The organism is Stenotrophomonas sp. STEN063 (genome assembly GCF_056854515.1).
Genome location: NZ_JBXFWF010000031.1, coordinates 21,305 through 42,685, shown reverse-complemented (window position 1 = coordinate 42,685; position 21,381 = coordinate 21,305). Strand labels below are relative to the sequence as shown.

19 protein-coding genes are annotated in these 21,381 nt (G+C 65.3%); 1 reads left to right on the top strand and 18 read right to left on the bottom strand.

The window, feature by feature from the left end; all coding sequences use genetic code 11:
* The first annotated feature begins 198 nt into the window (after positions 1 to 198).
* On the top strand, positions 199 to 792 hold the full coding sequence (locus AC1VWL_RS10285) for a HutD/Ves family protein (protein ID WP_481615273.1): 594 nt from the start codon (positions 199 to 201) through the stop codon (positions 790 to 792).
* A 177-nt stretch (positions 793 to 969) separates the two neighbouring features.
* Here AC1VWL_RS10285 and AC1VWL_RS10280 read toward each other — a convergent pair whose 3' ends face one another.
* The 18 genes from AC1VWL_RS10280 to AC1VWL_RS10195 form a co-directional block, all read right to left on the bottom strand.
* A complete protein-coding gene (locus tag AC1VWL_RS10280) occupies positions 970 to 2,580 on the bottom strand; it encodes a sulfite reductase subunit alpha (protein ID WP_482986606.1) in 1,611 nt (536 codons plus the stop codon).
* A complete protein-coding gene (locus AC1VWL_RS10275) occupies positions 2,577 to 3,557 on the bottom strand; it encodes an FAD:protein FMN transferase (RefSeq protein WP_482986612.1) in 981 nt (326 codons plus the stop codon). Before AC1VWL_RS10275 ends, AC1VWL_RS10280 begins: the two co-directional genes overlap by 4 nt.
* 176 nt (positions 3,558 to 3,733) lie before the next feature.
* Positions 3,734 to 4,540, bottom strand: a complete 807-nt coding sequence (locus AC1VWL_RS10270) for a DUF4198 domain-containing protein (RefSeq protein ID WP_481615271.1) — start codon at positions 4,538 to 4,540, stop codon at positions 3,734 to 3,736.
* Between the two features lie 25 nt (positions 4,541 to 4,565).
* Positions 4,566 to 5,087 carry a DUF2271 domain-containing protein gene (locus AC1VWL_RS10265; protein ID WP_282272916.1) on the bottom strand — a complete coding sequence of 174 codons (522 nt, stop codon included), beginning with the start codon at positions 5,085 to 5,087 and terminating at the stop codon, positions 4,566 to 4,568.
* A 25-nt stretch (positions 5,088 to 5,112) separates the two neighbouring features.
* A complete protein-coding gene (locus AC1VWL_RS10260; protein WP_481615269.1) occupies positions 5,113 to 5,757 on the bottom strand; it encodes a PepSY-associated TM helix domain-containing protein in 645 nt (214 codons plus the stop codon).
* Positions 5,758 to 6,079: 322 nt separating this feature from the next.
* Positions 6,080 to 8,500, bottom strand: coding sequence for a TonB-dependent receptor domain-containing protein (locus AC1VWL_RS10255; RefSeq protein WP_481615268.1), 2,421 nt, complete (start codon positions 8,498 to 8,500; stop codon positions 6,080 to 6,082).
* A gap of 117 nt (positions 8,501 to 8,617) precedes the next feature.
* Positions 8,618 to 9,043 (bottom strand): hypothetical protein, encoded by a 426-nt coding sequence (locus tag AC1VWL_RS10250; protein WP_482986605.1) that lies wholly within the window; start codon positions 9,041 to 9,043, stop codon positions 8,618 to 8,620.
* Between the two features lie 111 nt (positions 9,044 to 9,154).
* Positions 9,155 to 9,868 carry a tetratricopeptide repeat protein gene (locus AC1VWL_RS10245; protein ID WP_482986604.1) on the bottom strand — a complete coding sequence of 238 codons (714 nt, stop codon included), beginning with the start codon at positions 9,866 to 9,868 and terminating at the stop codon, positions 9,155 to 9,157.
* Complete coding sequence (locus AC1VWL_RS10240; protein WP_482986603.1) at positions 9,865 to 10,557, bottom strand: Fe2+-dependent dioxygenase; 693 nt, start codon at positions 10,555 to 10,557, stop codon at positions 9,865 to 9,867. Before AC1VWL_RS10240 ends, AC1VWL_RS10245 begins: the two co-directional genes overlap by 4 nt.
* Positions 10,558 to 10,632: 75 nt before the next feature.
* Positions 10,633 to 12,936: a TonB-dependent receptor gene (locus AC1VWL_RS10235; RefSeq protein ID WP_482986602.1), complete on the bottom strand. Its 2,304-nt coding sequence runs from the start codon at positions 12,934 to 12,936 to the stop codon at positions 10,633 to 10,635.
* A gap of 119 nt (positions 12,937 to 13,055) precedes the next feature.
* On the bottom strand, positions 13,056 to 13,487 hold the full coding sequence (locus AC1VWL_RS10230; RefSeq protein ID WP_482986601.1) for a hypothetical protein: 432 nt from the start codon (positions 13,485 to 13,487) through the stop codon (positions 13,056 to 13,058).
* A 290-nt stretch (positions 13,488 to 13,777) separates the two neighbouring features.
* Positions 13,778 to 14,110 (bottom strand): non-heme iron oxygenase ferredoxin subunit, encoded by a 333-nt coding sequence (locus AC1VWL_RS10225; RefSeq protein WP_282272227.1) that lies wholly within the window; start codon positions 14,108 to 14,110, stop codon positions 13,778 to 13,780.
* Complete coding sequence (locus AC1VWL_RS10220; RefSeq protein ID WP_482986600.1) at positions 14,107 to 14,643, bottom strand: GNAT family N-acetyltransferase; 537 nt, start codon at positions 14,641 to 14,643, stop codon at positions 14,107 to 14,109. The genes AC1VWL_RS10225 and AC1VWL_RS10220 overlap by 4 nt, the downstream gene beginning before the upstream one ends.
* Before the next feature lie 345 nt (positions 14,644 to 14,988).
* Positions 14,989 to 16,116 (bottom strand): TonB family protein, encoded by a 1,128-nt coding sequence (locus tag AC1VWL_RS10215; RefSeq protein WP_482986599.1) that lies wholly within the window; start codon positions 16,114 to 16,116, stop codon positions 14,989 to 14,991.
* Between the two features lies 1 nt (position 16,117).
* Positions 16,118 to 16,711, bottom strand: coding sequence for a biliverdin-producing heme oxygenase (locus AC1VWL_RS10210; protein WP_482986598.1), 594 nt, complete (start codon positions 16,709 to 16,711; stop codon positions 16,118 to 16,120).
* A gap of 10 nt (positions 16,712 to 16,721) precedes the next feature.
* Positions 16,722 to 19,424: a TonB-dependent receptor gene (locus tag AC1VWL_RS10205; protein WP_482986597.1), complete on the bottom strand. Its 2,703-nt coding sequence runs from the start codon at positions 19,422 to 19,424 to the stop codon at positions 16,722 to 16,724.
* Positions 19,425 to 19,494: 70 nt separating this feature from the next.
* Positions 19,495 to 20,442: a FecR family protein gene (locus AC1VWL_RS10200; RefSeq protein ID WP_482986596.1), complete on the bottom strand. Its 948-nt coding sequence runs from the start codon at positions 20,440 to 20,442 to the stop codon at positions 19,495 to 19,497.
* Entirely contained in the window at positions 20,439 to 20,957 is a 519-nt protein-coding gene (locus AC1VWL_RS10195; protein WP_481614964.1) for a sigma-70 family RNA polymerase sigma factor, read from the bottom strand. Before AC1VWL_RS10195 ends, AC1VWL_RS10200 begins: the two co-directional genes overlap by 4 nt.
* Positions 20,958 to 21,381 lie beyond the last annotated feature (424 nt).

Here is a 21,381-nt window from a genome sequence, read left to right as displayed (position 1 = left end):
CCCCCTCCATTTGCCGAAGGCAAGGGGAGGGTTGGGGAGGGGTGCTTTACGCCCCCTCCCTTTTGCGTAGCAAAGGGGAGGGCTGGGGAGGGGTTGTTGTTGCTCTGCGCTGTTGGCTCTGTGGCTTCGCGGCTCACGCCGCTCCCACAAAAGAAGCAGCCATCCGCGCGCTGATGGCATCATTGCCGGATGCACACATTGAACTCTCCTTCCCGCGTCATCCCGTCCGCCCTCTACCAGCGCGAGCGCTGGCGCAATGGTCTGGGCTGGACGCGCGAGATCCTGCGTCTGCCGGAGCAGGGTGATTGGCAGCTGCGTTTGTCGATCGCCGAGATCGAACAGGACGCGGCCTTCTCCGCCTTCCCCGGTGTCGAACGTGAGCTGGTGCTGCTGCAGGGCGAAGGCCTGCGCCTGCGCTTTGCCGATGGCCGTTGCGAAACCCTGCTGCCGCCGTATCAGCGCCTGCGCTTCGCTGGCGAGGCGGAGTTAGTGGGTGAACTGGTCGATGGCGTGACCCAGGATTTCAACCTGATGTGGCGGCGTGAGGCGCTGCAGGCCGAGCTGCTGCACCGGCCGCTGGTCGGCAACATGCTGTTCTTCACCGAGCCGCAGGCCGCGTGGGCGATCCATCTATTGGCTGGGCAGGCCGAATTCGAAGGTGGCGTGCTGCCGGCAATGTCGGCCGGCGATACCGCCTGGTTGGGGGCGGGCGAGCGGCAGCGCTACACGCTCAATGGCGGCGGTGAGTTGCTGGCGATTAAGGTGGCCCCGGCTGTTGTAGGAGCGGCGTAAGCCGCGAAGTCAAAGAACCAGCGGTGCAAGGCTGCACCTGTAGTGCCGAGCCATGCTCGGCATGGGCATTAGCGGTAGAGCCTCTGCCGAGCATGGCTCGGCACTACGGTTGGGATCGCTTGTAGTGCCTCTGCCGAGCATGGCTCGGCACTACAGGTGGGGCTTTATGGCCGACGGTCAGTACACGTCGCGGCGGTAGCGGCCGGCTATGCGCAAAGCTTGATGCGCATCTTCGCCAATCGTGTCGATGATGACCTTGTCGACCGCCGGGGCCATGCCTTGCAGGCTGCCGCAGACCAGAATGGTGGCGCCGTCATCCAGCCATTGCCCTAGCACGTCGCTATGCGCGGCCAGTGCGTCCTGCACGTAATGGAAGTCGCCGTCATCGCGACTGAACACTGTATCCAGTCGTTCGATTCCGCCCTCGCGCTGCCATTGCTGCAGCTCTTCACCGAAATGGAAATCGTGGGCCGCATTGCGTTCGCCGAACAGCAGCCAGTTGCGTCGTGCGCCGGCATCGATGCGTGCTCGCAGATGCGCACGCAGGCCGGCGATACCGGTGCCGTTGCCGATCAGGATCAGTGGTGCGTCATTGCCCGGCGGATGGAAGTTGCTGTTGCTGCGCAGGCGCAGATCAATGCTGTCGCCGATAGCGGTGTAATCGCAGAGCCAGCCACTGGCCAGACCGGGTGTCCCGTCCGGGCGCAGTTGCCGGCGTAGCATCAGCTGCAGGCTGCCTTCGCCTGGCATCGAGGCAATCGAGTATTCGCGGTGCGGCAGTGGCTTGAGGCTGGCGGCAAGTGCATTGGCGTCGCGGCTATCGGCGCTGTCGGGCAGATAGGAGCGGGCCAGGACGTCCCCCAGCGTGCGGCCGTCAGCCAGCACGGTGGAAGCATCGAAACGGTTTGCCTGCAGCCACTGCAGCACCGCAGCGGCGGACTGACGTGGGCCGATTTCGGCGATGTCGCCGGCCTGCCAGGTCGGCAGCTTTCCATCCGCGGGCTGCAGCTGCAGGTGGAAGACCTTGCCGCCAACGCTGTCGGGATTCAGCACGTCGCGCCTGCGCAGCAGCCAGGATTGATAGGCCGGTGCACTCCAGTCTGTTGCGTTGGCGGCCTCGCCACCCAGCTGGCCCAGCAGCTGCTGCCAATGGCGCAGCGCATCGGCATCGGCGTTGTCCACCTCCACCGTATCGAACAGCGGCTGTGCGCCATGCGTGCGCAGCCACTCGTCGAGTTGATGGCCGAATGCGCAGTAGTGCTCATAGGTCTTGTCGCCCAGCGCCAGCACGGCGTATTGCAGCTGCGGAAGCTTCAAGGGCTGCGGCATTACCCGGCTGAGGAAGGCGAGAGCGTGGTCCGGCGGATCACCTTCACCGGTGGTGGCGGCGATGAACAAGGCCTGGCGGCTGCCGGCGAGCAGGGATGCATCGACCTGGTCGATGCCGCGCAGTCTGGTCTTGTGGCCGGCGCCGCGCAGGTGCGCGGCGGTGCGCTGTGCCAGCTGCTGGGCGAAGCCGGTCTGGCTGGCCCACACCACCAGGATCGGTGGTTCCTTGCTGTCGCCGCTGTCGTCGTCGCGCTGGCGGGTACACCACCACAGCGCGAAGCAGGCCGCTGCGTAGATGGTCAAAGCCGCCACTGCCACCCACCATTGCGATGCCAGTGGAGCAGCCGGCCACCAGCGCTCGCCAAGATGCAGGCGCAGCAGCATCAGGGCGATAAGCAGCAGACCCAGGCCAACGGCGAGATTGCCGAGCAGTGCACGCGTGGAACGGTTGGGATTCATTGCGTGCTGGCGTCCAGGTAACGCTGGAAGGCGGGGGTCATGGTTTCCACGAGCCCAGTATCGGCGCGGGTGATGAAACGTGCAGCCAGATCATGTTGGTTGGCGAAGGCCAGGCCTTCATCGGCGCCCATCACGGTGAGTGCGGTGGCCCAGGCATCGGCCTGCATGGCGTCGCGGGCGATCACGGTGACCGCTGCAGCGGCCCTGCTGACCGGCGCGTGGCTGCGCGGATCGAGCGTGTGGCTATAGGACACGCCATCGCTTTCGAACTGGTGCCAGCGGTCGCCGGAGGTGGCAACCGCCAGATCATCGAGCGCCAGCACGCGTGGCGGATACTCGGCGCCGGCGTCTTCTTCCGGTGCGGATTCGACCAGCACGCGCCAGGGTTGGCCGTCGGGCTTCAAACCGTAGCCATGCAGTTCGCCGCCGACTTCGACCAGCGCGGCGCTGATGCCGATACGGCGCAGCCAAGCGCTGACCAGATCCACGCCGTAGCCCTTGGCGATGGCTGACAGGTCCAGCTGCAGGCCGCCGGGTTGCAGCGCGCTCTGTGTCTGCGGATCCAACTGCAGTTTGTTCCAGCCGCAGCGAGCGGCGACCTCGGCCAGCTGCGCGGGATCGGGTACAACCTGCGCGCCCGCGTCGGCGCCAAAGCCCCACAGCGCGACCAAGGGGCCGATGCTGGGATCGAAGGCGCCAGCACTGCGCTCGGCGATATCGCGCGCGGTGCTGAGCACGGTCCAGAAATCATCGGGCAGTGCATGCCAGCTGTTGGCGGCGGCGCGGTTGTAGCGGCTGATGTCCGAATCCGATTCCCATGTACTCATCTGCGCGACCACGCGGTCGAGCTCGGCTTGTATGCCGGCATGCAGCGGATGCAGATCACGGCTACGTGCAGCCACCAGCTTGACGCTCCAGCTGGTGCCCATGGTGTGGCCGCCAAGGGCGGCGATGTCGGAGTTGGAGGACATCGGTATCGGAAACTGTCTGGGTGCAGTTGGTCCCTTCTCCCGCAGGCGGGAGAAGGTGCCCCGAAGGGGCGGATGAGGGGAGCTTTCGCTTTTGTGGGTCTGCCGCGGCTTCAGGAGCCCGGCTTCGGCCTTGCCCTCACCCCAACCCCTTTCCCGCACGCGGGAGAGGGGCTTTTAGAGCCTTACTGCGGCAGCACTTCCAGCGTGCCCACGTAGCTCAGGCGGCGGACGGCGGCCTGCGGGATCGAGGTCTTGTTGTCCTCGGTGCCGGTTTCCAGCCAGTACATGCCAGCCTGCGGCCAGGTCACCGAGAACTCGCCGTTGGCGTCGGTGGTGACCTTGATCTCTTCCTGGGCGTTGCGATAACGGGTGCCGCCACGGGTGATCTCGACTTCCAGGCCAGCGTGCGGCTTGCCATCGACCAGCAGCTTGAACTTGGCCTGCTCGCCTGCGAACAGGTCGTTCGGGTGGCCCAGGGCGATCAGTTCCATGCCCTTGCCGGTCGGCGCCAGCGCGGTGTTGTTCGGCTTGCCGTTGGTGACGAAGGTTTCGATGCGGCCGGCGGTCTCGGAGACCTTCAGGTCCTTGGCGTCCTTCGGCACTTCGGTGGCGAAGGTGGCAGCGTTACCGCGCCAGCGCTTGGGCTTGCCGTCTTCCTGCCAGTTGGCCGACAGGCCGGCATTGACGGTGGCCAGGCGGTAGGTGCCCTGCTGGGTCAGTTCGACGTCGAAGACGCTGCGGTACTTGCCGGTGGCGGCATTCTGCGGCTGCACGGTGCTGCCGTCCGGTGCGGTGATCACCAGGTTGTCCAGGCGCAGCGGCACATGGTTGAAGTAGAACAGGTCGTTGGACACGGCGGCGTCCACGGTGATCCACGGGTTGGTACCGGCAATCACGGTCTGCGACGGCTGCAGCCAGGCCTTGTGGGCGGCAGCGGAGAAGGGCAGCACGGCGGCGATGGTGGCAGCAAGCAGGAGGGAACGCTTCATCGGTTGGCTCCGTTGGTAATGGGGATCAGGGCTTGACGGCAAGGGTGACGGCGCCGAGTTCGGAGGTGCCCTGGGCACTGCCGTTCTGCGCGGCACGGGCCGGCCAGGTGAAGGGAATCTTGACCAGTTCGCGGCCACCGACTTCGCGCGCGGCTTCCACCACCAGCGAGTACTGGCCGGCGGGAAGGGCGCGCAGCTGCGGCTGGCGGTCGCTGAAGCTGAGCTGGTGCTTGCCGACCGGGCGGGTCGGGCCGGTGACGCCATCGACCGGCACCTGCAGGGTGCGGCCGCTCTTGCGCCACCACTGGCGCAGGTCCGGCAACCACTTGGTGCCATGGCCTTCGGCGGTGTCCCGGAGCTGGTACCAGACCGACAGGTTGGCGGCGACCTGCTGGTCGGCACCTTCGATCCACACCGCGACATAGGGGCGGTGGTATTCGGCCACGTTGAGCTTGGGCACTTCGACGTTGACGTCGAGGCTGGCGGCGTAGGCGGCAGGAGCGGTGGCGATCAGGCCACTCAGGGCGATGGTCAGGGTGACGCGCATGGTGCGACTCCGGAGAGAAAGACGGTCAATGGATGAGGAGCAGGGCGATCAGCAGCGGGATCAGCAGGCCCAGGCCGACCAGCGGCCAGGTCATGCGCCGCTGCCGCGCATGCAGGTGCAACAGGAACAGGCCGGTGATGCAGAACACCAGGCAGGCCACCGCGAACACGTCGAGGAACCAGCCCCAGCCGGGGCCCGCATTGCGGCCCTTGTGCAGGTCATTGAAGTAGGAAACCCAGCCGCGGCGAGTCTTCTCGAACTCCACCGCGCCGGTTTCGCGGTCGATGCTCAGCCAGGCATCACTGCCGGGGCCGGGCATGGACAGATAGATTTCTTCCGGCGACCACTCGGCTTCGCGGCTGCCGATGGACACATCCAGACGATTGGACAACCAATCCGCCACGCGCTCAGGCAGTGGCGCATTGCCGTCTTCGCGATCACCCAGGGCCTTGAGCACCGGTGCGGGCAGTTCCAGTTGCTGGTTCTGCACCTGCGGCTTGGCTTCGATCTTGGACGCGTGGTTCAGGGTGATGCCGGTCAGGGAGAACAACAGCATGCCGATCAGGCAGACCGCCGAGCTGATCCAGTGCCACTGATGCAGGGTGCGCAACCAGAAACCACGGCTGGCCTGTTGTTGCACGGTGGTGGCGGTGCTGCGGTCTGCGGACACGGGAATCGGGATTATGAAAGGACGACGATTAGAGCACTAATGAGAATGATTCGCAATTTGTGCGATGCTTCGCCCCCTCCCTTTGCCGTAGGCAAGGGGAGGGCCGGGGAGGGGCAGCTTTTGATCTGGCTGTTGCCATGGTTATGGCCCCAAGCCTGAAGCTGGGAGCAAGATCAAAGGCTACCCCTCCCCAGCCCTCCCCTTCACTTCGTGAAAGGGAGGGGGTGGTGCTGCTTGTGCTGGTAACGCTTGAGGATGTGCGGCGTTGACACTGGGAATCCCTCCCCTGCGCTGCGTGCGCACAAGGGAGGGAGTACAGCGCTTAGAAGCTCAGGTTCACGCTCAGCCAGAAGCTGCGCGCCTTGTCCTTGTTGTTGAAGTTGTCTTCGAACAGAACCTCGTTGGTGGCGTCACCGTAGATGCCGCTGCCGTCCAGATCATTGAAGCGGGTCTGGTAGGTGGTGAAGTCGCGGTCCAGCAGGTTGTTGATGCGGGCGTTGATCTTCATCCACTGGGTGGCCTGGAACGAGGCGCCCAGATGGAACACGGTGTAGTCCTTGAAGTACAGCTCTTCGCCGGTCACCGCGCTGACGCCGCTGAAGCGCTTGGAGCGCGCTTCACCCGTCAGGAACAGGTTGAAGCGGTCGCTGACCTGCCAGTCGAAGGTGGCATTGGCCATGTGCTTGGCACTGTTGCCCAACGGCAGGCCCTTCTGTGCGCCGCTCTTCTGTTCGCTGTCGGTATAGGTGTAGTTGGCGCGCAGGCCGAAGCGCTCGCTGATCTCCCAGCGGCCAGCCACTTCCGCACCCTGGATCACCACTTCGTCGATGTTCACCGTCTTGCTGCTGGTGGCATAACCCAGATCGGCGTACTCGCCGGTGCTGGTGCAGGCCAGGGTCAGACCGGCGCCGCAGGGCTGCGAGGAGATCTTGTCGTCGAACTTGTTGTGGAACAGGGTGGCGTTGAAGTTGTGGCCATCCGGGTGTTGCCAGTACACCGCCAGTTCGGTGCTGGTGCTGGTCTCGGGCTTCAGGTCGGGGTTGCCGAACATCGGCGAGGTGCCCTGGCCGCCAAAGCCGGTGACGCCGTCATACAGCTGGGTGGTCTTGGGGGTCTTGAAGCCGGTGCTGACACCGCCCTTGACCGTCCACTGCGGGTTGACGGTGTACACGCCGTACAGGCGCGGGCTCAGGTGGTCGCCGAATACTTCATGGTCGTCGAAACGCAGGCCATAGGTGATCGCCAGCGGCTCGATCACGGTCCAGGTGTCCTCGGCGAACAGCGAGTACATATTGTGTTCCTGCTTGCGGCCCGGATCGCCGGCTTCGGTGCCGAACACGCCGTCGGTCAGTTCGCCACGGATCACCTGGGTGCCGAACACCGCAACGTGTTCGCCGGCAGCCTGGAACGGCATGTCGACCTTGGCGTCCAAGGTGTACTGCGCGCTCTCCAGTACGCGCTTGGGGCGCGGCAGGAAGGTGGAGGCGGCCAGCGCACGGCGGTCGGCAAGGCTCATGCCGGCGTAGGTACCGGTGCCATCGATCATCTGCAGCAGGTGCTCGCGCTCGGCAACGGTGAACGGCATGGTGCGGCCGTCGTTGTTGGTGGCCACATGCGCCAGCGAGACGAAGCTGTTGCCGAAGCCCCACTTGCCTTCGTGGGTCAGCGCCCAGGCATCGCGGGTGAATTCCTGGCTCGCGCTATAGCCAACGCGCGGATCGGCACGTCGTGCCCAGGTGCCACCACTGGCGCTGCAACGGGCGGCAGTGGTGCCCACACCGTTGCGGCAGAAGTTGCTGCTGCGCCAGATGCTGCTGATGCTGTCGACCGTGCCGACGGGGTATTCCTCTTCGCCGTTGTCGTTGATCTTGATCGAGTTGTCGTACTCCTGGCGCGAGGTGTCGTAGTCCAGGGTGATGGTCTGCGCCTCGGTCGGGGTCCATGCCAGGGTGATGCCGCCGGCCTTGTTGGTGTTGTCCACGGTCTTGCCGCCAGCGCCAAAGCCAAGTGCACGGTTGTGCTGGTTGCCGGCCGGGTCGGTCACCGAGGAGTAGGTCGGGTTGGAGGCGTCGCGGTCATACCAGCTGGCGCGCGCGCTGAGGTTGAGCGTGCCCGGCAGCAGCGGGCCGGTGACGAACAGGTCGACGGTGCGGTCATCGCCGAACTCGTCGTTGGTCTCGAAGCTGCGCGCCAGGGTGGCCGAGCCGTGCCAGCTGTCCAGGGTGCGCTTGGTGATGACGTTGATCACGCCGCCCATCGCATCGGCGCCGTACAGCGTGGAAGCAGGACCACGGATCACTTCGATGCGCTCGATCGCATCCAGCGGCGGGATGTGGTTGAACTGGTTGCCGCCGAAGTTGTTCGGGTAGATGTCGCCATGGTTGTTCTGGCGGCGGCCGTTGATCAGGATCAGCGTGTAGTCCGAGCCCATGCCACGCATGGAGATGCTGCCCTGGCCGGTCTTGTCGCGGGTTTCACCCACGTCCACGCCTTCCAGGTCGCGCACGGCATCGAGCAGGGTGATGTACGGGCGCTTGGCCAGTTCTTCCTGGGTGATGACCGAGATGCTGGCCGGGGCATCGGTGATCTTCTGCTCGAAACCGCTGGCGGTGACGACGACCTTGTCCAGTGTGGTTGGCGCGCCGCTGCCGTTGGCATGGGCGCTGGCGCTGATGGCGCCGAGCACGGCGAGGCTGAGCAGGTGGCGGGAAACGGACACACGGTGACGCTGGCGCAGGGCCATGGGAATACCTCGATCAAGGAATGCAGGTTGCAGCCGCCACCACCGCAGGCGCGCACGCGTGCAGGGGCGAGCTGGGAAGAAGGGAGGGGTGAAGCGAAAACGACTACGCGCGGAGCGTCAGCTCAACGGTGGCGCCTGCCCGCGTTGCTGGCGCGGGCTGGCCAGCGCATGGGCAATGACCGGCGCGGATGCAGGGATGACCGTGCGGATGGAGCTGAAGTCGTCCGCGGCAGACAGCAGCTGCTGGACACTTGGCAGGGGCAGGGGCAGGGGCAGGGCGGCGCGCGGTGCGCGCAGCTGTGCGACCCGGCGCAGTTTGGCCGGGCTTTCTTCTTCCAGGTGGCGGTCGCCGCCCTGACGTTCTTCGGCCGGCGCCGAGGCATGACCGTTCTGGGCCAGGCCGAGCCGGGACAGCTGGGTACCGCTCTGGCACAGGGCAGCCAGCAGCGACAACAGCAACAGCATGCCCAAGGCCAGCGGACGCAGGCTGACAGCGCCGGAAACGGCGTTGTGCTGTGCGTGCTGGCGCTGTGGTTGCTGCATTCGTATCCCCGGATTGCGGACGCGGCGACAGGGGCCGGCGTTCGCGGTGCGGCATTGTAGATACGATTCGTTAACTTTTGCAAATGAGAATTGCTATCAACATGACGAATGTCAATCGTCTGCTTCCAGCAGTGCGCGGATCACCGCATGTGGTGAACTGGCAAGCTGTGGCCGGATCTGCTGCAGGAACGAAGGGCTGCCGTGTGCCAAGGCCTTGCCCAGCCACATGGCTGCTTCATCAACCTGGCCGGCGGCGAGCAGCAGGGAAGCGTGGCTGGCTTGTCCACGAAAATCTCCCGCCTCTGCAGAGCGCAGATACCACGCCGGGGCGGCCGTCGGGTTGGCCGTGACGCCGCGGCCTTCTTCCAGGCAGCGCCCGACCAGATTCATTGATTTTGCGTGGCCAGCGTAGGCTGCACGCAGGTACAGCGCATATGCACCGGTTTCATCCTTGGCTACACCGCGGCCGGTAGCCAGCAGGTTGGCCAGGTTGTACATGCCCCAGTCCAGGCCGTTGTCGGCCGCTTTGCGATACCAGACCGCCGCCAGTTCGTGATTCACCGCAGTGCCTTGGCCCAACTCATGGCAGCGTCCGAGCATGTTCATGGCCAACGGCAAGCCACCATTGGCGGCGCGCTCGAACCATGCCTTGCCGGTGCTGACGTCTATGGGCTGGCCGCGGCCTTCCATGCATGCCTGGCCCAACAGGAACTGGGCAACGGCATCGCCGGCCTGCGCGCGCTGCTGCAGCGTCTGCAATGCAGCGTCGGGGTCGTCGGCCAGTTGCTGCAGCAATGCCTGGATGTCGAGGTCGTGGTCGCTCACGCCTCGGCCCATTGCCGCAGCAGGTTGTGGTAAACGCCGGTCAGGCTGACCAGCGAGGGGTGCTGCGGGTGATCGTGGGTGAGCTGCCGCACCGAGTTATCCAGTTCCCACAGCAGGCGCCGATGGCCGTCATCGCGGATCATGCTCTGAATCCAGAAGAACGATGCCACGCGCGCACCGCGCGTCACCGGCGTGACCTGGTGCAGGCTGGTGCCGGGATACAGCACCATGTGCCCCGCGGGCAGCTTCACCCGTTGGTTGCCATAGGTGTCTTCGATGACCAGCTCGCCACCGTCGTACTCGTCCGGGTCGGCCAGGAACAACGTTGCCGACAGATCGGTACGTACCGGCTGCGGATCATTGGGGCGCGTTGTGTGGTCGTAGCGGATGGCATTGTCGACGTGGAAGCCGAAGGTCTGGCCCTGCTGATAGCAATTGAACAGCGGCGGGTAGACCCGCCTCGGCAAGGCTGCCGCAAAAAAAGTGTCGTTGCGTCCCAGCGCATCGAGAATCATCGAGCCCAGCGCACGTGCGGCAGGGTCCGATTCGGGTAATTGCAGGTTCTGCTTGGCCTGTGCCGATTGATAACCGGCGGTGGCCTTGCCGTCTGCCCAGCCCGCCTCCTGCAGGCGCTGGCGGGCCAGTGCCACCTGTTCGCGCGTGAGTACGTCGGGGATGTGCAACAGCATGATGTTCCCTTGTGGAGACGCCCCCGGCAGGTGCCGGGGGCGGGTGGATCCAGAACTGACGACCAGGTGTCTACATCAGAACTTGAAGTTGAAGGTCAGCGTTGCGGCGCGGCCCGGTGCGATCGCCGCGTAGTGCGAAGCATACGCCTTGGTGAAGTACACCTTGTCGGTCAGGTTCTGCACGTTCAACTGCAGGCTGTAGGTGTCATTGAAGGCGTAGCTGGCCATCGCGTCCCAACGGGTATACGAAGGAATCCACTTGGTGTTGTTGACGTTGCCGTAGACCTTGTCGACGTAGTTGGCACCGGCACCAACGGTCAGGCCGTGCACGAAGCTCGGCGACCAGGTGGTCCAGATACTGGCGCTGTGCTTGGCGGTGTTCGGGAACACGTTGCCGTTGAACGGCGACGGCACGTAGGCACCGTTGACCAGGGTGAAACCGTTGTCTTCAACCACGGCATCCAGGTAGGTGTAACCACCAAATACCTGCAGTCCTTCAACGATGGTGCCACTGACACCGATTTCGGCGCCCTTGACCTTCTTGCGGCCGGCGTTTTCGGTGGTGCCGGCATCGCTGGTGACGCGGGCGTTGTTCATCTCGGTCTGGAAGATGGAGCCGGTCAGCGACAGGCGCTGGTCCAGCAGGTCCCACTTGGTACCCAGCTCGATGTTGCGGCTGCGCTGCGGTTCCAGGTTCTTGATGGTTGCGCTGATACCGTCGGCGCCATCGCCGGCGTCCATGCCAACCGGCGTGGACGAGGTGCCCCACGACAGGTAGATGCTGCCGTTTTCAGCCGGCTTGAACACCAGGCCGGCCTGGCCATTCCAGAACGACTGGGCGTTGCGCAGGTCGCTGGTGCCAGCTGCGATGGCGGCCGGGGTCGGGGTGATCAGGCGTGCATCGTAGTCGTCAAAGCGTACGCCCACGTTCAACAGCCATTGCGGGGTGAACTCCATGGTGTCGAACAGGTAGGCAGAGCGCGTGCGGTTGGTCTGGCGCACGTCGACTGCAGGGTTGCTGCGGGTGACGGTGTGCGTTGCCGACCACGGATCGTGCGGGTTCGGGTTGGCGAAGTCGGTGCAGTTGTAGCCGGTGGCAGCGCCGGTGGTGGCGCAGACCTGGTTGCCGGTGATCGGGTTGTTGGTGCCGCCGGTGGTCTGGCCGTTGGGGCGGACCACGTCACCGATCAGATAGCTGCCGCGACGGGTCTTCTCTTCGGAGTACTCGATGCCGCCGTTGATGTTGTGCTTGATCGAGCCCGTGCTGAACTCGCCGGTCAGGCTGGTCTGGTTGATGAAGCTTTCAGTACGGGCAGCGCGGCTGTTGGTACGGCGCCACAAGGTGCCGTACAGGTTCGGGTTGCCCTTGCTGTCGTCCGGCTGGGTCCACAGGTAATCATTGGTGGTACGGCCGAAGCGGGCCACGTTGCGCAGGGTGAACGCGCCGAACTCATGCGACAGGTTGGCCGTGGTGATGTCGGCCTTGGTTTCCTGGAAATCGCGGTCCACCAGGCCGTAGAAGTTGTTGCGGTCCGGCACGATCGGGCTGCCATCGCCGTTCTTGGGGACGTTTACGCCGCTGGTGAACGGGTTGTTGTATGGGAAGCCGCCGGCATCGGGCAGGTCATCGGTTTCCATGTGGTAGTGGCCCAGGGTGAACTGGGTCAGGCCGTTCAGGCCCCACGCGATGGACGGTGCAATACCCCAGCGGCTGACGTTGACTTCGTCGCGGCCGGCGATGTCGCTGTCGTGCTTCATCAGGTTCACGCGGGCGGCGATGCCGTCACCGATCACTGCATTGGCGTCCACCGTGGCGCGCTGGTAGCTGTCGGTACCCAGGCCTACCGAGCCCTGCACGAAATCGCGTAGCTTCGGGGTCTTGCTGACCAGGCTGACGCTGCCGCCGGCCGAACCGCGGCCGCTATAAGCCGAGCTCGGTCCCTTGAGCACTTCGATCTGCTCGATCGCAAACACTTCGCGGGTCTGGCTGCCGACGTCGCGCAGGCCGTCCACGTAGATGTCCGACGCCGAGTCGAAGCCACGGATGAACGGACGGTCGCCGGTCGGGTTGCCGCCTTCGCCGGCACCAAAGGTGATGCCCGGGACAGTGCGCAGCGCGTCCAGCAGAGTGGTGGCGGCGGTTTGCTCGATCACCTGCTGCGAGATCACCGAGACCGACTTGGGGGTGTCCAGCAGCGGTGCGGTGAACTTGGAGGACTGCAGGCGCGCCCGTTCGGCGTGTACGTCAACCGCGTCCAGTTCGGTGGCTTTGCGCTGGTCAGTGGCTGCGTCGGCAGCGGTGTCGGGGGCGGCGTGGGCGGCAAGCGGTGCAATGGCGAGCAGCAGGGCAGAAGTGAGCGGGGTACGCACAGGGGTCATGGTTGGACTCGTAGGCAAACAAAGAGAACGCACCGGCAGATCCAGCCGATGCAAGGGGAGACACAGAAAGGAGACAGGACCGGCGCAGCGCAGGCGCGACGGCAGGGTGGAGCGATGGCTCAGGCGCGCGGCGGGGCGTGGCCGGGATTGAGCAGCAGATAGGGCGCCAACGGATAGCGTTGGGCGCGTTCAACCGCGTGCTGCAGCAGCGTGTCGCTGGCGGCAGTCATGAAGACGCGGCTGGGGGTAAACGGAGCCTGTGGAACCGGACTGGACAGCATGGCTGCCGAGCGTGGCCGGGTCAGGCGGGAGGACTCGCCGCCGGTTTCGCTGATGGCGGCCATTTCCAGCGGATGCTGCGGATGACCGGGTTCAGGTGAAGCCAGAACCTGGTCGAACGCTTCCACTGCCAGCGGGACGGTGACCACCGCCCTGGTCTGAAACGCTATGGCCCAGACCAGCAACATGCCAAACACCAGCATCAGCCAAGGCAGGCGCTGCCGCACGGTGGCGACAGTCAGCAGTTGAGCCTTGGCGGATGGGGAGGACATGGGGAAAAGCGCGGACCGTTAATTTCGCGTTATCGCGACAGATGCGCATCTTATTGAGAATTGTTTGCGTTTTCAATTCTGAGGTGCTGGGTATACCTCAGCTATCTTCCGGGTACGGTTCGGCCGCGATGGATGAATTGGCTGCTCAAAGCAGCGCCCCGACATCCTCCAAGTTGGACCAAGCCTATTCAGGCTGGGGCTGCTCTGGAGCGGGGGCCAGATACCGCGGTTTGTCCCGGCTTCTGGGAAAGGACGCGCTCGCGTCTCTCTTGCCCCCGTTGATGACCAGCTCAGTCGCGGTCGTCGCGCGACCAGATGCCGCCATGTTCGCGCTTGACCGGGAACTTGGGCACCGCCGTATAGGCCGGTGCGCACAGGGCGCGGCCGTCGCGGATGTCGAAACGGGCGCCATGCAGGATGCACTCGATGCTGCCTTCATCCGGATCCAGGGTGCCGGAGGACAGTTCGAACTCCTCATGCGTGCACTGGTCTTCCAGCGCATACAGCTCACCGTCCAGGTTGAACACCACAATCGGCGAGCCGGTGACTTCGTCGAAGCCGGTCTTCAGTTCGCCCGGCAGCAGTTCCTCGCTGGCACAGATGAAGGTCCAGGTCTCGCTCATGCGGCAACACCCAGCGGCTTTTCAAGGATCTCGAACTGCAGGTCGTCACGCTTGGGGATGCCGAAACGCTCATCGCCATACGGGAACGGCTTCTTGATGCCGGTGCGCACGTAGCCACGGCGTTCGTAGAAGGCGATCAGCTCATCGCGGCAATCGATCACCGTCATCTGCATGGTCGGCAGCTGCCACTGCTCGGCGGCGTGCTGTTCGGCACGCTGCATCAACTGCTTGCCGATGCCGCCGCCCTGGGCGCGGGGGCTGACCGAGAACATGCCGAAATAGCCGTGGCCGTTTTCATCGGCGATATGGCAGCAGGCCTGCAGCTGGCCGTCTTGTTCGACGACCAGGATGACGCTGCGCGGGCGGTCGAGATCGGCCTGGATACCGGCGGCGTCGATGCGCTGGCCATCCAGCAGGTCGGCTTCGGTGGTCCAGCCAACGCGGGAGGCGTCGCCACGGTAGGCGGAGGTGACCAGGTCGATCAGGGCCGGGATATCGGCGGCGGTAGCGGGGCGGAAAGTCAGCGCGTTCATGGGCTGCATTCTAGCGCCGGGAGCTGGAACGGACGATGGGAGGAGTCCTGTGCTGTGCTCCCTCCCTTTGCCACAGGCAAGGGGAGGGTTGGGGAGGGGTTGGCTCTTCGCAAGTTGATGCAGCAGAGGCGTCACTTGCGTAGAGCCGAGCCATGCTCGGCTGGGGTTCTACCGGTGAAGCCCTTGCCGAGCATGGCTCGGCACTACAGGTGAAGTGTTTGCCGGGCTTTGCTCCCTCCCTTTGCCGCAGGCAAGGGGAGGGTTGGGGAGGGGTAGCGCTTTTGCTGTTGGACTTTCAGCTTCGCGGCTTACGCCGCTCCTACAAGTGCGTCGTTTGCCTTGCCCTCAACGCATGAAGAACTCGACCGGGAACGACAGTTCCAGCGGCGCCTTGCGTGCTTCCGGCACCGCCGGCAATGGCGCTGCACGGCGGAAGGTATCCAATGCGGCCTGATCGAGCATTGCCGAACCGGAGGTCTGCTCCAACGCCAACGACAGCACCGAGCCATCACGGGCGAGGCTGACCCGGATGTGGGCGACGCCTTGTTCGCGGCGCGCGCGGGCGGCATTGGGATAGCGGCGATGCCGTTCCAGCTTGGCCATGACCCGGCCTTCCCAGCTGTCCTTGCCGGGATTGGCCACGCTGGGGCCGGTGGGCAGCGGTGGCGTGACCGGGGCGGCTGCGATCGAGGCCTCCTGCTGCTGCGGGGCCAGCGCCTGCTGCACCGGTTGTGGTGGTGCGGGTGGTGGAACCACCCAGTTGGCGTTGGCGCGTGGTGGCGACGGCGGCAGCGGGCGCGGCGGTTCCGGCTTCTGTTTCTCCGCCGAGGCCGCAGCGGAAGGTGTTGGTGCAACGATTTCTTCCAGCGGCTGCTCCGGTGCACGTGGCGGCAACATCACCAGTTGCGTGCGCTCGGCCGGCTCCATCAATGGAGGATCGATTGATGGTGCGCGACTCCACAGCAACAGCGCGAACATTCCAATGTGCAGCAACACGGTCACGGTTGCGGCGACGGAGCGGATGCCGCGCTCTTCGAACTGCGGGGATGGGACCGCTGCCACGCCGCGCGGCAGCGGCCGGGTCAGCAGATACAACGCGCAGCCGCCCATGCCGATCGCAACCGCCAGCCACAGCAGCAGCGACGGGTGCGCGAAATACCAGAACATGGCAAAGCCCAGCGCCATGCCGCCGCAGGCAAACGCCTTGGCGCGCTTGGACATCGCGCCCTGCTCACGCCACAGCCGCAATGGTGGGCCGAACTGCGGGTGCTGCAACAGCCAGCGTTCGAAGCGCGGGGAAGAGCGACCAAAACAGGCGGCCGCCAGAATCATGAAAATGGTGGTGGGCATCACCGGCAGCAGTGCGCCGATGATGCCCAGGGCCACCATCACCATGCCCAGCAACAGATAGCCCACGCGCACGGCGCGGTTGCGCCGTGGCGGGGCTGGAGCGGTGCTCAGCGTTGCTTCCATCTCAGGCGGCAAAGGCCTGTTCGACGTAGCCATGCACGCGCTGGAACGCCGCGGTGGCACCGGCCACCATGCGCTGCTCCTGCTCGGCATCCAGCGCGTTGCCATCCAGTGCTTCGGTGAAGCGCCGCCAATGGCGCGCGCGGCCGTCCGGATGTCCAGCCAGGTGACGCGCGCCGTGGTTGGCATCCAGGCCGATCTTCGCTGCCAGCTTGAACAGGATGGCAGCGCCGAGGTTGGAGCCTTCGACCACGTACAGCCAACCCAGCGCGGTGGCCGGGTCGATGTCGCTGCTCAAGGCGGCATTGTCATCGGCGGGCAGGGCTTCACCCAGGTCGAGCAGATCCTGCTGCAGTTCCTGCAGACGCTGGCGTTCGGCCAGGTCCGGCAACAGGCCCTGCAGTGCCGGCAGCGAATACAGCACCGCCAGGTCACGGTGGAAGCGGTACTGCACGCGCAGGAAGCGCCGGTAGTTTTCCAGCGAGGCGAACGGTTGGCCCCGCATTATGCGTTGGTCCAGCCGCTCGTGGGTACCGTGGGTGGCGGCCTTCAAGCGTTGGCTGCGGCTGAGTTCCAGCAGTATTGGGGAAGCGGACATATGCGGTTCCTCAGAAGTTGACGGTGAAGCCCATGCGCACGGTGCGGCCGGGTGAGGCCATCAGGCCCAGCGTCATCGCGTCCATGTAGTAACGGTCGGTGAGGTTGTCCACGCTCAGGTCGAGCGCGACGTGCTCGTTGATGCGGTAGTTGGCGAACAGGTCGACCAGTACGTAGGAACCCCAATCGACCACCGGGATGATGCTGCTGGCGCGTGGCAGGGTCGGGCGGTTGCCGGTGTAGCTGACCCGGCCACCGGCGGTCAGGCGCTGGTCCAGCTGATGCGTGCCCAGCGTCAGCGCACCGGAGGCGCGCGGCGGGACGTGGTTGCTGGCATAGCTGTCGGTGACGCCGCCCGGATGGCAGGGCTCTGACTTGGTCGGATAGGCGCGGTCGCTGTGGCAGAAGTTGGTGTAGGTGTAATAGCTGCCGGACAGCTCACTGAAGAAGCGCGGCGTGCGGTACTCGGCGGTGATCTCGTAGCCCTTGAAGTCGGCGTTGTCGATATTCTCGATTACCGGTGACGACACCCAACCCTCCAATTGCACGGTGGTGCGGGTCAGGTAATCCTTCACGTGGTTGTCGAAGTAGGCCAGCTTCAGGCGAGCCTGGTCGCCTTCGGCGAACAGCCCATCGCGCAGCAGGTTGATGCCGTACTCGCGGTTCTTGGCGTGTTCCGGGCGCAGGTCCATTGCGAACGTGGTGGGCACCGGGCCGGAGCTGGTTTCGAACAGGCCGGGCATGCGCAGTGCTTCGGCGTAACGGGCATAGACCTGCACGCCCTCGAACGGGGTGAAGGTGATCGCCGCGATCGGTGCATTGCCGCTGGCCTTGTTCTGCAGGTGGACATCGGTATAGGTGATGGGGCGACTCTGCGATGGCACGCGGGTGATCTCGCGGTCATAGCTCTTGTAGCGGGTGTGGCGGATGGCAGCGTCGAACTTCAGCCAATCGGTGGGCACCCACTCGGCGCTGGCGAACAGGCTGCTTTCCTCGCGCTTGGCGTTGTTGCTGCTGAAGCTCTGCGAGGCGCTGATCGGATGCACGTCTTCCTTGCCGTGGGTAAAGCCGTACTGCAGTGCGACGTCGCCCCAGGCGGTGATGAAGCGCGAGGTATTGGTGGCGTCGATACCCCAGCGCTCGGCCTGGCGATACGTGGTTTCGATATAGGTGTATTCCGGCGGCAGCGCCGGGAACGAGTAGACGTTGCGGATGGTGTTGTCCAAGGCGGTACGCCAGGCATTGGCTTTGAAGTCGATCAGCTCGTTGCCCGGCTGCCAGCGGTAACGCGCAGTCCAGGTATCGGCATCGACATCGCTGAGCGCCGATTGCAGCGCGCCTTCACCACGCAGGATGGCCGACGGCATCAGCTCGCCGTAGCGGCTCTGGTATTTCATGCGGCCCAGTTCCAGCGCCTGGTCGGGGCTGGGCTTCCAGGTGCCCTTGAGCAGCCAGGACTGGTTGTCCACCGAGGTGTTGAGCACTTCTTCGCCGGCACGGAAGCGGTTCAGGCCCTCGAAGCTGACGGTGGTGTACTCGACCCAACGGCCACGGCTGTCCGTGGTGCGCGAGGTCGCATAGTGCGGCTCGGGCGCGCCCGGACCGTTCTCGCCGGCGAAATAGTTGCCGGTCTTGCGTCGCGCGAAGGCGCCCAGCACTTCGAACTCGCCCCAGCGTTTGGCCGCGGCGATGCTGCCGCTGCCGCCGGTCGGGGTGCCGGTGGAAGGGCGGTCCATGCCGGTCTCATCGGCAAATTCGCTGGGCAGCTGCTGCACCGTGCAGGTGCGGCCGCCACCGCAGGCGGTCAGGAAACGGCCGCCATTGCGCAGGCCGCCGGTGGTGAAGGCCGGTGGCGGCGATGTGGAGTTGTCGCTGAAACCGCCCTTCAGGCGGATGCCCCAATCCTTGTCGCCAGTGATGATGTCCTCGGCGTTCAAGGTGCGCATGCTGACCACGCCGCCGATCGCGCCGACGCCTTCGGCACCGCCGGTCGGGCCCTTCTGGATGTCGATGCCGCCAATCATGTCCGGGTCGATATAGCTGCGCCCGGCCACGCCGGCATAGCCGCGGTAGACGGTGACCTGCTGCTGGCTGCCGTCGATCAGCACCGGCACGCGGTTGAAGCCCTGCATGCCGCGGATGTTCAGATCGAGCGCACCGGAATTGCGGTTGTCGCCGTTGATGACGCCGGCCACGCTCTTGAAGATGTCACCGGCCTGGGTGCCGCGCGAACGCTCGATCTGCTGCAGCGACAGGTGCGCGCCGGACTGCGCGGAGGTGTAAGGCGTGTCGGCCGAATTGCGGCTGTCATCGCCCAGCTGGGTTCGGTTTCCCTGGTCACCCTGCACCCGCAACGTGCCGATGCGTTCCACGCCGTTGGCCGGCGCGCGCTGTACGGTCAGCGCGCCGCTGGCGGTGGTGACCAGCTGCAGGCCGCTGCCCTGCAGCGCCTGGGCGGCGGCCTGTTCGACCGAGTACTGGCCATGCACGGCCTTGGCCTGCTTGCCCTGCAGCAGGGCGGGGTCCACCGACAGGGTGCGGCCGGCGCTGGCGGCGATGCGGTTGAGGCTGGTGCCAAGTGGGCCGGCGGCGATCTGGTAGTCGAGTACTGCCGCATCGGCGGCTGCGGCTTGCGCGTGGGCCAGCGGAACGGCACAGGCCAGCGACAGGGCCAGGGCAAGGCAGGAAGGGCGAAGCAGGGGGGAGGCGGACATCGATACGGCTTCCGAAAGAGGGTTTCGGATAGGGATGTGTATCGAAGGCGAGAAACCGGACACGCTCACGCTATTTTTTTTCGATCAGGGTGACCGGGCCGTAGGAACGGATCAGCAGGGGCAGGGTTTCGGCCAGGGCGGCGAGCGTGCGATCGCTGTCATCCAGCGCGAACACGCCTTGCACGCGCAACGCGGCGGCCTCTGGCGACACCCGTAGGAAGCCGCTGCGGTAAGCGCGCAGGCGCTCGACCAGATCGAGCAGTGGCGCATTGTCGAGGCTGACCCGGCCGTGCAGCCAGTCGGTCAGTTGCAGCGGATTGCTGCCGAGTGCGGTGATGCCGCTGGCATCGATGCGTGCGCTTTCCCCGGCCAGCAGGCGCTGGCTGTGGCCGCGCTCGTCCTCGATCAGTACGTGATCGCTGAGTGCGGCAACCTGGGTGGATGTCTCGTAGCGCTCCACCATGAACCTGCCGCGCAACAGGCTGAGTCTTGCGTGCAGGCTGTGCAGCAACACGGGGCGTGGATCGGCCGCGATGTCCAGCAATGCGCGCCCACGCCGTAGCCACAGTTGGCGCTGGTTGGCGCCAAAATCCAGGTCCATCGCGCTGCGTGCATCCAGCGTGAGGGTGCTGCCGTCATCCAGTGCAAAGCGGCGGCGTTGCCCGGTTGCGGTGCGCAGGTCGGCGCTGAGTTCGCGCAGCGGGAACTTGCGGTCGGCCAGCAACGCGGCGCCGCCAGCGGTGAGTGCAAAGGCCGCCAGCGAGCGCAGTGCGACACGCCGCGACGGGCGCAGCAGCAGTTCGCGCGCCTGTTGATCCTGGCCGGGGTGACGCTGGGCAACCTCGCGCAGGCGTTGGAAGCGCCCCTGGATCTCCTGCAACTGCTGCCAGGCCTGGCGATGTTCGGCCGAGGCGTCGAGCCAGCGCTGCAGCTGCTGTTCGCTGTCCGCACCGGCACTGCCGGATTGCAGCAGCACCATCCAGTCGATGGCAGCGTCCATCGCCGCTTGCCCGCTCATGGAGCCAGATCCGTGTGCTGCAGGTCCTGCAGGCAGCAGCTCCAGGCCTGGCGCAGGTAGCGACCGACCGTGCGTACCGATACGCCAAGCTGTTGTGCGATCTGCTCGTGGCCCATGCCATCGAGCTGGCTGTAGAGGAAGGCGGCGCGCGCCGGTGCCGGCAGCGACTGCATGCTGCGATCGACCAGCAGCACGGTTTCCAGCAGTAGTGCACGTTCCTCGGGCGAGGGCGAAAACGCTTCAGGACTGTGCCGCAACTGCTCCAGCCAGGCCTGTTCCAGATCACGGCGCCGACGCAGATGGAACAGCAGGCGCTTGGCAATGGTGGTCAGGAACGCGCGCGGTTCGTCGATGCTGGTCAGTGGCGTGCGCGAGGCTGCAACCTGGCTGAAGGTCTCGGCGGTGAGGTCTTCGGCATCCCAGCGGCAACGCAACTGCCGGCACAGCCGTGCCAGTAACCAGTGGTGGTGGTCGCGGAACAGGGCGGCGAGGAGGGAGGACGACGCGGGGCTCATCGTTTGTGCAAATGCGAATTGTTCGCATTATGGCATGTGTGACGGGCGCTGTGCAGCGGGGAGGTTCTGGTGGGTTGTGGGAACGGCGTAAGCCGCGAGGCTGGCAGATTGTCAGATCGCGGTATCGACGCGTGCTTCGCGGCTTACGGCGCTGCCACAGCCAGAACGAATGCAGTGCCGAGGATGCCGCCGAAGCCAGCAATGCGCTCCCTCCCTTTGCCGAAGGCAAGGGGAGGGCTGGGGAGGGGTAAAGCTTTGTGCTGTTGGATTGTGAGCTTCACGGCTCACGCCGTTCCCACAATCAGCCAGCACTGCGTCTCAACCCCTCTCCCGTTTACGGGAGAGGGGTTGGGGTGAGGGCGCTTTCGCTGTTTGAATCCTGGTCTGTAGTGCTATCGGCTTCGCGGCTTACGCCGCTCCTACA